Source organism: Candidatus Limnocylindrales bacterium (assembly GCA_035571835.1).
Taxonomy (GTDB): domain Bacteria; phylum Desulfobacterota; class Binatia; order UBA1149; family CAITLU01; genus DATNBU01.
Genome location: DATNBU010000002.1, coordinates 64,719 through 76,055, shown reverse-complemented (window position 1 = coordinate 76,055; position 11,337 = coordinate 64,719). Strand labels below are relative to the sequence as shown.

General features: G+C 65.8%; 13 protein-coding genes. 6 read left to right on the top strand and 7 right to left on the bottom strand.

Annotated elements, in window-relative coordinates:
• Positions 1-6 precede the first annotated feature (6 nt).
• Together VN634_00940 and VN634_00935 are read left to right on the top strand one after the other, a co-directional pair.
• On the top strand, positions 7-759 hold the full coding sequence (locus VN634_00940) for a phosphatase PAP2 family protein (GenBank protein HXC49422.1): 753 nt from the start codon (positions 7-9) through the stop codon (positions 757-759).
• Positions 756-1,634 (top strand): DUF72 domain-containing protein, encoded by an 879-nt coding sequence (locus tag VN634_00935; GenBank protein ID HXC49421.1) that lies wholly within the window; start codon positions 756-758, stop codon positions 1,632-1,634. The genes VN634_00940 and VN634_00935 overlap by 4 nt, the downstream gene beginning before the upstream one ends.
• 24 nt (positions 1,635-1,658) lie before the next feature.
• Here VN634_00935 and arfB read toward each other — a convergent pair whose 3' ends face one another.
• Genes arfB through VN634_00920 form a run of 3 tightly spaced genes read right to left on the bottom strand, consistent with a single transcriptional unit; the run spans position 1,659 to position 4,105 of the window.
• The gene (gene arfB, locus VN634_00930; protein HXC49420.1) at positions 1,659-2,078 is read right to left on the bottom strand and encodes an alternative ribosome rescue aminoacyl-tRNA hydrolase ArfB; all 420 of its coding nucleotides are present in this window, start codon (positions 2,076-2,078) and stop codon (positions 1,659-1,661) included.
• Positions 2,075-3,244, bottom strand: coding sequence for a pyridoxal phosphate-dependent aminotransferase (locus tag VN634_00925; GenBank protein ID HXC49419.1), 1,170 nt, complete (start codon positions 3,242-3,244; stop codon positions 2,075-2,077). The genes arfB and VN634_00925 overlap by 4 nt, the downstream gene beginning before the upstream one ends.
• 27 nt (positions 3,245-3,271) lie before the next feature.
• Positions 3,272-4,105 (bottom strand): crotonase/enoyl-CoA hydratase family protein, encoded by an 834-nt coding sequence (locus VN634_00920; GenBank protein HXC49418.1) that lies wholly within the window; start codon positions 4,103-4,105, stop codon positions 3,272-3,274.
• A 233-nt stretch (positions 4,106-4,338) separates the two neighbouring features.
• Between VN634_00920 and VN634_00915 the strand changes: the two genes are divergently transcribed.
• From VN634_00915 to VN634_00905, 3 genes are all read left to right on the top strand, one after another.
• Positions 4,339-4,908, top strand: coding sequence for a PaaI family thioesterase (locus tag VN634_00915; GenBank protein ID HXC49417.1), 570 nt, complete (start codon positions 4,339-4,341; stop codon positions 4,906-4,908).
• The gene (locus tag VN634_00910; GenBank protein HXC49416.1) at positions 4,905-5,294 is read left to right on the top strand and encodes a PaaI family thioesterase; all 390 of its coding nucleotides are present in this window, start codon (positions 4,905-4,907) and stop codon (positions 5,292-5,294) included. The genes VN634_00915 and VN634_00910 overlap by 4 nt, the downstream gene beginning before the upstream one ends.
• Positions 5,295-5,462: 168 nt before the next feature.
• Positions 5,463-6,485, top strand: a complete 1,023-nt coding sequence (locus VN634_00905; protein ID HXC49415.1) for a hypothetical protein — start codon at positions 5,463-5,465, stop codon at positions 6,483-6,485.
• A gap of 76 nt (positions 6,486-6,561) precedes the next feature.
• Here the strand turns inward: VN634_00905 and VN634_00900 are convergent, their stop codons facing one another.
• The 4 genes from VN634_00900 to VN634_00885 all read right to left on the bottom strand — a co-directional run bounded on the left by VN634_00900 (position 6,562) and on the right by VN634_00885 (position 9,395).
• The gene (locus tag VN634_00900; protein ID HXC49414.1) at positions 6,562-6,744 is read right to left on the bottom strand and encodes a hypothetical protein; all 183 of its coding nucleotides are present in this window, start codon (positions 6,742-6,744) and stop codon (positions 6,562-6,564) included.
• A gap of 166 nt (positions 6,745-6,910) precedes the next feature.
• The gene (locus VN634_00895) at positions 6,911-7,396 is read right to left on the bottom strand and encodes a molybdopterin-dependent oxidoreductase (protein HXC49413.1); all 486 of its coding nucleotides are present in this window, start codon (positions 7,394-7,396) and stop codon (positions 6,911-6,913) included.
• A 64-nt stretch (positions 7,397-7,460) separates the two neighbouring features.
• Positions 7,461-8,717 carry a glycosyltransferase family 87 protein gene (locus tag VN634_00890; GenBank protein ID HXC49412.1) on the bottom strand — a complete coding sequence of 419 codons (1,257 nt, stop codon included), beginning with the start codon at positions 8,715-8,717 and terminating at the stop codon, positions 7,461-7,463.
• 189 nt (positions 8,718-8,906) lie between these two features.
• Positions 8,907-9,395 (bottom strand): hypothetical protein, encoded by a 489-nt coding sequence (locus VN634_00885; protein ID HXC49411.1) that lies wholly within the window; start codon positions 9,393-9,395, stop codon positions 8,907-8,909.
• Positions 9,396-9,567: 172 nt separating this feature from the next.
• Here VN634_00885 and VN634_00880 point away from each other — a divergent pair, with 172 nt between their 5' ends.
• Positions 9,568-11,307 carry a sulfatase gene (locus VN634_00880; GenBank protein HXC49410.1) on the top strand — a complete coding sequence of 580 codons (1,740 nt, stop codon included), beginning with the start codon at positions 9,568-9,570 and terminating at the stop codon, positions 11,305-11,307.
• Positions 11,308-11,337 lie beyond the last annotated feature (30 nt).

Genomic DNA, 11,337 nt, shown 5'->3' with positions numbered 1-11,337 from the left:
GAAGCCATGGCTTCCGCCGACATGCCTCGCAAGAGCACCGGCCGCCCGGACGCGAAGGCCGTTCGCACGGACGAAGCGGCGGTCGGTGAAACGGCCGAGCGGATCAAGCGGTCCGTTCCGGTGCGAGCCGTGGTCGCACTCGGCCTCGGCGTGATCGCTGCCATCGCGTTTCTCGAGATCGCGGACTTCGTTCGCGAGGGACACTCGACCGTGCTCGACCGCGCCGTGAGCCTTCGGGTTCACGAGCTCGACTCCGACGGCATGGATCGCGTGATGAAGGCCTTTACCGTCGCCGGCGAGATTCGCGCGATCGTCATTCTGGCCGCGACGCTCGCGGCGGTCCTGGTGTGGCAGAGGGCGCGTGCGCTGTGTTTCCTGCTGATTGCGATCGTCTCGACGTCGATCTTTCTGAACTGGCTGTTGAAGACACATTTTCACCGGACTCGTCCCGACCTGTTCTTCGAGATCGTGGCGCCGCTCAGCTACAGCTTTCCGAGCGGTCACGCGCTGATCTCGAGCGCGTCCTACGGCGCGATGGCAATCGTGCTCGCGCGCCTGGTCCCGAGACTGCGCTGGGCGTTTTACGCCGGAGCTGCGGCGCTGGTCCTCGGCATCGGCCTTTCGCGCATCTATCTCGGAGTGCACTGGGCGACCGATGTGCTGGCCGGTTACGCGGTGGGCGCACTGCTGCTGGTCGCGTTCGAGTCGGCGGCGTTCCGTGTGCGCGAGCCCGGAGTCGTTCGCGGGAGCGCGCGTTGAGCGGCGGCGCACGCAGCCGGCCGGCGGCTCGCGACGCGGCGATCCACGTCGGAATCGGCGGCTGGACGTACCCGCCATGGCGCGGATCGTTCTATCCGAAGGGCCTCGCGCACGAGCGCGAGCTCGAGTTTGCGAGCCGCGCCGTCACCGCGATCGAAATCAATGCGACGTACCACAGGCTGCAGCCGCCGGGCAGCTTTGCAAAGTGGGCGGCAAGCGTTCCTGCGGGATTCGTGTTCGCCGTCAAGGCGTCGCGGATCTGCACGAATCGCAAAAACCTCGCCGAAGTGGGCGAGGCCGTCGAGCGCTTCTTCGCGCAAGGCGTCACCGAGCTTGGCGACAAGCTCGGTCCGATCCTGTGGCAGCTCATGCCGACGAAGCGTTTCGATCCCGCCGAGATCCGTGCGTTCCTCGCGCTGCTGCCGAAGGCGTATCGCGGGATCGCGCTTCGCCACGCGCTCGAAGTCCGGCACGAGAGCTTCCGCAATTCCGAACTGCTCGCGATGGCAAGGACGGCCGGAGTGGCGGTCGTCTTCGGCGACTCTCCGGAATATCCGCACGTCGCCGATTGCACCGCCGATTTCGTCTACGCGCGGCTTCGCAATGCGCGCGAGGAGGAACCGGCCGGGTACTCCGCGAAGGAGCTCGAGGCGTGCCTCGCCGCAGCGCGGGAATGGGCCGCGGGGAGAAATCCTCCTGGTCTGCCTTATGTCGATTCGACACCGCAGCCCGCATCGCAGCCGCGCGAAGTGTTCCTCTTTTTCATCGACGGCGCGAAGGTCCGTGCGCCGGCTGCGGCGCAGGCGCTTCTCGCCCTGCTGGAATCGCCAGCGCGGGACGTGCGGCGAACAGGTGTGCGCAGATCCGCGGCGTAGCCCGGGATCGCCGGTTGCACCCGGCTAGTCGTTGTCGATGCGCCCGCGCAGCGATTTCAGGCTGCCGCGCTGCTTCTTCGCATGGATGCGGCGCTCGCGGGCGGCGCGGCCGGGCTGCGTCGGCCGCCGTCTCACCGGCGCGACCGCAACCTCGGCAAGCATGCGCGTGAGCTTTTCGAGGCAGTCCTCGAGATTGCGCGGCTGGTCGCGATAGCGGTCGCTGGTCAGGATCACGTCGCCGGCATCGGTGATGCGCGACGCGAAGCGCGCAAGGAAGCGCGCCTTGATGTCGTCGCGAAGCCCGCGCGATGCGCGCACGTTCCAGCGCACGACCGCCTTGGTGCTGGTCTTGTTGACGTTCTGGCCGCCGGGCCCGCTGCTTCGCACGTAGCTGACGCCGAGCTCGGCCTCGCAGATCGAGATGCCGGGTGCGACGTGGATCAAAGCCGCGCCTCGCGGAGCCTCGCGCATGCCTCGTCGAGGTCCTCGTCGGTTTTCCCGAAACAGAAGCGCAGCATGTCGTGCCCGCGGCCTCCCGTGTGGAACGCATCGCCGGGCACGGTGGCAAGCCGCGTTCTCGCGAGCAGGTGCATTGCCCGCTCCATGCCGGTCGTGCCCGGAAGCATCGATGCGTCGGCGAGCACGTAATACGCGCCTTCGGGAACGTATGGCGTGAGACCTGCGATCCGCAGCGCCGCGCACAGGCGGTCGCGCTTGCTCTGATGCTCGCGGGCAAGGCGCGTGCGGTAATCCGGTCCGAGCGCGCGAAGTCCGGCGGCGGCTGCGACCTGAAGCGGCGTCGGCGCGCACACGTAGACGAGGTCGTTGACCTGCGCGAAGGCCTTCGCCCAGCGCCGGTCGGCCGCCATCCATCCGAGACGCCAGCCGGTGATCGACAGTGTCTTCGACAGCGACGACATCGTGATCGTGCGCTCGCGAAGCCCGGGAAGCGACGCCGGGCTGGTGTGCGAGCGGTCGTCGTAGATGAAGTGCTCGTAGACTTCGTCCGTGAAGATCCACAGGTCGTGCTGGTCGGCGACTGCACCGAGACGCACGAGCTCATCGCGCGAAAAGACCTTCCCGCACGGATTGGACGGCGTGTTGACGACGATCGCGCGCGTGCGCGGTCCGATCGCGCTTCGCAGCGCATCGTCGTCGAGCTGCCAGCTTCCGCCCGCGCCGGGAGGTGAGAGCGCGACGAAGCGCGGCACCAGTCCGAGAGTGCGAAGCGTGCTCACGTGGTAGCCGTAGAACGGCTCGAACACGACGACCTCGTCGCCGCGTTCGAGAAGGGCGGTCGCCGCGATCTGGAACGCGCCGGTCGCGCCGATCGTCACGACGATCTCGGTCTCCGGGTCGTAGCTGGCGCCGGCTTCCTCCATTTTTGCGGCAAGCGCCGAGCGAAGCTCGTCGGTGCCTTCGCACCGGCTGTAGGTGTTGCGCCCGCCGGCGATCGCCGGTCCGACCGACTCGGCAACGATGCCGGGCACCGGCGTATCGCAGATTCCCTGCGCGAGATTGATGCCGCCGACTTTGGTGCACTCGATCGTCATCGCGCGGATCGCCGACTGCGAAAGGCCTTCGATGTTCGGGTTGAGCCGCCGTTTCATCGCCGTGTCCGATTCCGCGTGCGCCGCTCAGATCCCGTCTTCGACAGGCAGCAGGTCGTCGAAGCTCGGGTCGCGCTTTTCGGCTTTGGCGGCGAACGCTTCCTTCATGTCGGCCGGCTGGAACATGCCGGTCTGCCAGACGGCGATCTGGCGCAGCGAATCCTGGATCGTATGGTCACGGCCGTAGTTGAGCATCTCCTTGGATCCCCACACCGCAAGCGGCGAGCGTGCGGCGATATCGGCGGCGATGCCGCGCACGGCGTCGAGCATCTGGTCGTGCGAATCGAAGACCTCGTTGACGAAGCCGCAGGCCTTCGCTTCCTCGGCGCGGAAACGCCGGCCGGTGTAGGCGAGCTCTCGCACGATTCCCTGAGGCATCACGTAGGCGAGGCGCGGGAACGTTCCGACGTCGGCGGTCATGCCGATGTTGATCTCCTGGATGCAGAAGAACGCGTCGCGCGTGGCGTAGCGCATGTCGCACGACGAGACCATGTCGACGCCGCCGCCGATGCAGCCGCCCTGCACGGCGGCGAGCACCGGAATGCGCGCTTCGTCGAGGCACGAAAACGTCTGCTGCAGGTGCAGCACCGTGCGCATGAGGTTCGCGCGCACGCGGCCGGTTTCCTTGCCGGCCATGTCTGGCCCGGACGCGAAAACCGAAAGGTCCATGCCGGCGGTGAAATGCTTTCCGGTCGATGCGAGCACGATCGCGCGCGCCGAACCGGCCTTGTCGAGGCGCCGGACGATCTCCGGAAGCTCGCTCCAGAACGGCCGGATCATCGAGTTGAACGCGTCGGGTCGTGACAGCGTGAGCTCGGCAACGTGGTCGCGGATTTCGACAGTGAAACATTCGTACGACATGGCAGTCTCCGTGCAGCTCTCGGCTTTCCGTGCACTTTTCGTGCGCGTCCGTGAAGGATCTGCAGCAGAAGGCCGTTTCCGCGAGACCCGGAAGGCGGCAGGTGCTGCTGCGCGCCGGACCATAGCACGCGCCGTCGATGAGGCGAGGCCCGCATCTGCCCGGATGTTTTCGAGCACGGCCGCTGCAGCGCTCCGCTTGCGGGGCTGCGGAGATCGGGATAGCGCCGTCGCCCATGACCGAGCGAGCCCGCGTTTTCGCGATGGAGCCGATGTTCGGGATCGCGCGCGACGAGCTCGTCGAGCACATCCCGCAGTGCATCCGGCTCGGCATCCGCGTCGTCGAGATCGGACCGTGCCGCGCGACGATGCGGCTTCCGTGGAACGAAGACCTGGTCGGAGATCCGGTTCGCGGCGTGGTCTTCGGCGGCGTGATCACGACGCTGCTCGACCAGGCAAGCGGCGTCGCCGTGCAGTGCGCGCTGCCCGAGTTCAAGACCATCGCGACACTTGACCTGCGCATCGACTACCTTCGCGCCGCCGCGCCGCGACACGAGCTGGTCGCCACGGCCGAATGCTACAAGCTGACCAACAACGTGGCGTTCGTGCGCGGCAGCGCGTGGGATCGCGATGCGTCCGATCCGTTCGCGAGCATGCTCGCGACGTTCATGCTGGTCGGCCCGCTGCATCCCGACTCGTGGTGGAAGGCCATGAGCAAGGGCCGCGAAGATCTCGGGCTCGCCGAACAGGCCGACGGCGATGGCGCTTCACGGGGCGGGCATGCTGCTCCAAGGGGCGAGCAATGAAAGCTTCGCAGGCTGCGGCTGCCATCCCGTACGCCCGCTTTCTCGACGTGCGCGTCGAAGACACCGGATCGGGCCTGGTCTGCGTGATGCCGTTTCGCGCCGACCTCGTCGGTAACATCGTGCTTCCGGCCGTGCACGGCGGCGTGGTCGGTGCGTTCCTCGAGCTGACCGCGCTGCTGCAGCTCGTCGAGGTCGTCGATTCGGATCGCGTCGCGCGTCCGATCAACTTCAGCATCGACTACCTTCGTTCGGCAGGGCCGCGCGATACGCGGGGCAGGGCCGAGATCGTAAAGCACGGCCGGCGCATCGCGAACGTTCGCGTGATTGCGTGGCAGGATGATCCGTCAAAGCCGGTCGCGTCGGGGACCGGGAACTTCCTGCTCTGAAATCGGGGACAGACACCGATTTCGCGAAATCAGTGTCTGTCCCCGATTTCTGAGCCCGGCAGTCCCACCCGGATGCTCGTGCGCGAGGTCGCGGCCCTTGTCGCAAGACGGGCTGGCGCTCATGATGCGCCGCGCTGCGCACGCTTGGCGGCATCTACGGAGGGAATCATGAAAAACTTCATCCGCTTTCTCGGCGTCGCAGCGTTTCTGTCGATGGCTGCGTCGCCGGTTTCGGCCGCGGCGCTTACGGACCATCTGCAGTGCTTCAAGATCAGCGATGCACTGGCGAAGACCAGCTACACGGCCACTCTCACGCCGGCCGACATCACCTATCAGGCCTCCATCGGTTGCACGGTGAAAGTTCCGGCCAAGCTGCTCTGCGTCGACGTTGCCAAGAGCGCCGTCTCGCCCGTGCCGCCCGGAAGCGCCGCGGGCCTGCAGGCGCAAAAGTACCTCTGCTACAAGACCAAGTGCACGAAGTCTTCTCCCACCGACAGTCTCGACGATCAGTTCGGAACGCACGCGATCACGGTCAAATCGACCGGCTATCTGTGCGCGCCGGTCGCGGACGCGCCGACGTGCAGCGACTTGTCGCAGAACGGTTCGGAAACGGGCGTGGACTGCGGCGGCGGATCGTGTCCGACGTGTCCGGACGGCGAAGGCTGCGCCGGCGGATCCGACTGCACGTCGGGTACGTGCTCGGGCGGAATCTGCGTAACGTTGCTCAGCAATGGAAGTCCGTGCTCGAGCGGTGCGCAGTGCAGCTCCAGCAACTGTGTCGACGCGTTCTGCTGCAACAGCACCTGCACCGGCACCTGCGACGCCTGCAGCGCCGTCAAGAAAGGAGCCGGCATGAACGGCGCGTGCGGCCCGATCCAGGCCGGAAGCGATCCGGACTTCGAATGCACGATGACGTCCGCATCGACCTGCGGCACGGACGGATTCTGCGACGGCAGCAGCGCGTGCGAGCTCTACTCGAACGTCACCGTCTGCAGCGCAGGAAGCTGTTCTTCGTTTACGCAGACCGCGCCGAGCCAGTGTGACGGTGCGGGGAACTGCGTGCCCGGAGGGATGTCTTCATGCGGTCTGTATGCGTGCGGTCCGACGGCCTGCAAGACGAATTGCGCAGCCTTCAGCGACTGCAACCCGGGAACGGCGTCGGCGTGCATGGCCGGTGCGTGCGTGCCCTAGAGGACAGGGCGATTGAGGTTTGACCCCGGGCGATCGGGCTTCCTCGGCTTTGATGAGCGAGGAAGCCCGGTTCGGGTCAGGGAATGATTTTCTCTTCGGGCGGCGGGGCGTCCGCGGTCGGCTCGGCTTCGATTTCCGGTTGGGATTCTGACCCGGATTTACCCGACTCGAGCAACTTCTTCTGGCGCTTGGCTTCTTTCTTCTGCTGCTTCGCCAGGTCTCTTTTGCGTTTCTCGAAAGAATAGTTGGGTTTTGCCAATGGCTTTGCTCTGTCGATCGTTGGGCGGGCGTTAGCGAAATCTCGCCGCGAGACCCTGGTTACGTTCCAGGCCGCCTGCGCGGGGTCCGCGCGAACGCGAATGCAGCGGTCGTATATGGAACCGGATGCGAGAGCACGCGGCTGCGGCATTCTTCGTCAGATGGGCCTATTCGGAATGCCCGTGCCCCGGCTTCCTGTGCATCGCCGCGTGGTCAGCCTTGGTCGACGGACGCGTGTCATGGCCGTGACCGACGTCGAGGCGCAGCACGCCGACATTCTTCACGTTCGCGCATTTGTCGACCTCCGCGCCGCCGCATCGCGCGGCATCGGGAATGAGCAGCCGGAACGGGCCGCCCTTCTCCCGCGGCAGCGGCTTGCCGTCGAGCGCATAGACGATGACCGCCTCGCGCACGGCATCCAGCGGAACGCTCGCTGCAAACGACGCATCGTCGGACTCCACCGTCAGGTACGTTGCGGATGAATCCACGCCCGCTGCATCGAGCACGCTCGCGAGGCGCACGGCCGTTCCGCTGCGACCGGCGACGAGCGGAGCCACGTCGGCGACCTGGCCCGGCAGCGCTTTAAGGTCGCCTGCTGCGAGCGATGTGCCGGCGCGCACGGCGCCTTCGATCGAAATGCTGGGTGAGCTCATCGCGTTATCCCTCCCTGATATCCCTTCCTGATATCCGTGCCGGATCTCTTGCCGCCGGTTGTCGTTACGCTTCACGCGATCGCAGCGGCTGCGACTCGAGCGCGGCGGATTCGCTCGCCGTCCGCGAGCCGCCGAACGCCAGCCACACGAGCGCAATCAGAAGCGGTATCCAGAAATACGTGAACTCCGGTCGCCGTACGCCGACGATCGCCGGTTCCCAGTTGGTCGTCACAGCCGCGATATGGAGGCCGGTCAGCACGGTGAGCGATGCGATCATGAGCCCGCGCGACATTGCGGTCATCTTCGAGCCGATCAGCGCCAGCGCCGGAATGAGCAGCACCGGGAAATCGTATGCGCGTGCGTAAGGTGCGACGAAGAACGGTGCGATCAGGCCGAGGCCGATCACGTGTTCGAGGGTCGTGTCCTTTCGAAGAGCGGCCTCCATCAGTGCAACGATCAGGACGGCGCCGGTCACCGCCGCGACGATGACGAGATTCATTCCGTGAATGCCGACCGCGTCGAGGACCGAATACCAGGTGGTCCCGATGCCCGGAAAATACTTCGTCGGCATCGGAGTTGCGGTGGTTGCCGAGAGCATGGACCGAAGCCAGCCCGGAAAGAAGGCGGCGCTCACGGCCCCGAGCGCGGCGAGCGTCGCGGCAAACATCCCCACCACGCGCCAGCGCCGCCGACGCATGCACCACACGAGCAGCGCCGCGATCGCGAGCAGCGTAAGCTGCGGTTTGATCGTAAGCAGCGCGAGCGCTGCTCCCGCGGCGACGTCGCGACGACGGTCGAGCAGCCACCATGCAAGCGCAGCGAGAAACACCACCAGCGGCGCAATCTGGCCCATCGCGACCGATTTGATCGAAAAGCCGAACAGCACGACGACGCCAATGGCGACCGCAGCGGTCAGCCCGCGGATCGTATCTTTCAGTAGCAGCGCGCCGGCGATCAGTGCATCGGCGGCGAGCACGATCCACGTCATCTTCGCGAGCGGATATCCGAGCGGCAGCAGCGCGATGCACGCGAGCCCGAGCCAGGGCGGATAGTAGTACGGCATGAAGTCGTAAAGCCCGAGTCCCTCTTCGGATTTCTTCCAGCCGAGACTTCGTTGGATGGCGGCCTGATGGCCCGGGTCGTACGGATCCTCGTGGTGGACGAGAAGTGTTGCCGCCGTCCAGAACTGGATGAAATCGGGCCCGACGTTTTCGGGAGGGATCGTTGATCGAAGGATGCCGACCGCGACGCAGGTCATGAGAAGCCACGCACCGATGTGCGTCAGCAGGCGAAGCCGTCCGGAGGATCTTCCCGCGCGCATCGAGACGGCCATTGTCCACGGCAGCGCACGAGAAGCGACCACTTCGGGGCGGGGAAATCGGGGACCGGCACCGATTTTCACAAATCCGTGTCGGTCCCCGATTTCCTTCGAGTCGGCCGCCTCAAACGACTCGAGGCCGGACTAAGCCGGCCTCGAGACAGGTTCCACAGGTATCTGGAAGAATGCCGGCTACTGGACCGTGCAGCTGGAGCAGCAGGTCGGCGTGAGGTTGAGAAGCCCGCCGCTGTCCGTGCACTCCTGCGAATGACGGGTGATGTGGCAAGTCGTGCCCGCCACGCAATCGGTGTTGGACGCGCATGCTGTCACGCCGTCGGTATCACAGATGCTGTCCACGCAGGTGCCGTACTCGGTCTTCGTGCAGGTGGCGAAGCCGCGGTCCTGCTTTCCGCAGACCGACTTGGCGGCGCAACGCACGAGCTTGCCCTTGCAGTTCTTGGGCAGGCCCTCCTCGGTAAGGCCTTTGATGACGTGCGTGACGCAGCTGACCCACTGGCCGTGGTTGGTCTGCTCGGTGCATTGACACTCGGATTCGAGGCGGGCCTGGAACTCGCAGCGGTAGTCCTCGCAAGTCAGCTCCTCTTCCTGGGCGCGCACCGGTGCGGCTGAGAACAGAGTAAGAATAAATGCGGAAAATGCGGCGGCGATTAATGTTTTCATGCGGGCAACCATAGGCGTGATGCTGGGCCTTGTTCAACACTTCATGTCATTTTCTTTTCACGCGGCGTTCCCCCCAAACAGCACGACGCGCGGCGTCGCTATCCTCGACATCGTGGTTCTGTAATTCTGATCATGCCGTCAAACGCGCGCGGGGGGCGCGAGCGGGGTTGAAATGGCACAGCAATCTCTCGCGACAGACGTTCGGCGGCGAAGCTCGCTGCTGATTCACATGCTGGTATGGCTTGCGGTGCCGGCCGGCGAGTGGATCGTCGGCCGCGGCCTGAGTCCGGGTCCGGCCGCCTGGCAATGGGCCCTCGAATGCATCGCTTTCGCGGGTCTCGGCGCGCTGCAATGGCGTCTTGCCGACGAGCCGTGGCAGCGCACCCTTCTGTGGCCGTCCCTTCTCGTGGTCCTTTCCGGTCTCGCCGTGGCAGGTCCGGCCGAGCCTCTTCGCTGGCAGCTGTTTTATCTGGCTGGAATCGTCCTTCTCGTCACATCGCTGATCCGTGATTTCTGTGAGCGCTTCGACGTGCCGTTCGCGATCGCGCTCGTGCTCGCGATCGCTTCTCCCATCGCAAATCGCGCGCTCGACCTCGATACGTTGAGCGGCCAGATTTCGGCCGGTTTTGGAGGAGCGCGAACATCGGGCAACTCTTCGAGCGAGCTCGCCTACGAGTTGCGAGGAGCCGCTTCGAGTCCTGCGCCGGCTGGGCCCGGAGGCCCGCCGATCGTCGTGATCAGCATCGATACGCTGCGCGCGGATGCCGCGCCGTCGATGGAGTCGTGGAAACGGCTCTCGCAGAAAGGAGCATGGTGGACGACGACCGTCTCGAGCTCGTCGTGGACGCTTCCGGCGGTGGCATCGATCCAGACGGGCCGAAGCGTGACGACGCACGGCGCCGACTGCGTGATCGATTCCGGCTGCCAGGGAATCGATCCGTCGGTCGCGACACTCGCCGAGAATCTTTCGCGGCGCGGTTACGCAACGGCCGCGTTCACCGCCAATCCATGGATCACGCGCTCGACCGGCCTTGCACGCGGCTTCCAGACGTTTCGCGATTTCGCCGGCGTTCCGCCGTTTCGATTGACGCTAGCCGGACCTCCGGCCGGATTGCCGGCTCAGGACTCGGCCGTCGTTACGAGTCAGGCGATCGAATGGCTGCGCGGCTCGCACGGACCTTCGATTTATCTGTGGGTGCATCTGATCGGACCGCACATGCCGTACATGCACTCGACCAACGCGAAGCTGCAGTCGATCACCGGAGAAGCGCTGCGCACCGGAGGCGTGACCGGTCCCGAGTTCCGCGTCGCGGTTCGCAAAGCCTATGACGACGAGGTTGCCTATAACGACCACGAAGTGATGCGCCTTCTGGACGTGCTCGACGAACAGGGCGTGCTGAATCGGGGCGTCGTCGTGCTGACGTCGGATCACGGCGAGGAATTCTGGGAACACGGCGGAATCGAGCACGGTCACTCGCACCATCGGGAAGTCACCGAAGTGCCGCTCGTGATCGCCGCTCCCGGCATCGAGCCGGGCGAGCGCGCCGGCGTCGCGTCGCTGATCGACCTTGCGCCGACGCTCGAGGCGCTGGCCGGCCTGGAGGCAGACGGGCTCGATCTTCGAAAACCGCTGCCGCCCGGGCGCATCGCAACCAGCTACGGCAATCTCTACGGCGGCACGATGCGCAGCGCGCGTGACCAGCAGGAACGGGTGATCGGAAGCCGCCGCGGGCTTGTCGGCGAGCGCTGGGATCGCTACGACCTCGCGGCCGATCCCGGCGAGCAGAATCCGCTGCCGGCGGATCCAGCCGGAAACGTCTACCGGGAAGCGAGCGCGATCGAATCGCCTGTTGCCGGCAAGGCGGCCGATGTGAACAAGAGCGCGCTCAAGTCGCTCGGCTATGCGCAGTGAGCGGGCCTGCCCGCTCACGTTGCCTGACCT

What these genes read in the sequence shown, in the direction of transcription:
- VN634_00940 (HXC49422.1), top strand. Translation starts at nt 7, where the DNA reads ATGGCTTCCGCCGACATGCCTCGCAAGAGCACCGGCCGCCCGGACGCG.
- VN634_00925 (HXC49419.1), bottom strand. Translation starts at nt 3,244, where the DNA reads ATGAAACGGCGGCTCAACCCGAACATCGAAGGCCTTTCGCAGTCGGCG.
- VN634_00920 (HXC49418.1), bottom strand. Translation starts at nt 4,105, where the DNA reads ATGTCGTACGAATGTTTCACTGTCGAAATCCGCGACCACGTTGCCGAG.
- VN634_00915 (HXC49417.1), top strand. Translation starts at nt 4,339, where the DNA reads ATGACCGAGCGAGCCCGCGTTTTCGCGATGGAGCCGATGTTCGGGATC.
- VN634_00910 (HXC49416.1), top strand. Translation starts at nt 4,905, where the DNA reads ATGAAAGCTTCGCAGGCTGCGGCTGCCATCCCGTACGCCCGCTTTCTC.
- VN634_00905 (HXC49415.1), top strand. Translation starts at nt 5,463, where the DNA reads ATGAAAAACTTCATCCGCTTTCTCGGCGTCGCAGCGTTTCTGTCGATG.
- VN634_00895 (HXC49413.1), bottom strand. Translation starts at nt 7,396, where the DNA reads ATGAGCTCACCCAGCATTTCGATCGAAGGCGCCGTGCGCGCCGGCACA.
- VN634_00890 (HXC49412.1), bottom strand. Translation starts at nt 8,717, where the DNA reads ATGCGCGCGGGAAGATCCTCCGGACGGCTTCGCCTGCTGACGCACATC.
- VN634_00885 (HXC49411.1), bottom strand. Translation starts at nt 9,395, where the DNA reads ATGAAAACATTAATCGCCGCCGCATTTTCCGCATTTATTCTTACTCTG.
- VN634_00880 (HXC49410.1), top strand. Translation starts at nt 9,568, where the DNA reads ATGGCACAGCAATCTCTCGCGACAGACGTTCGGCGGCGAAGCTCGCTG.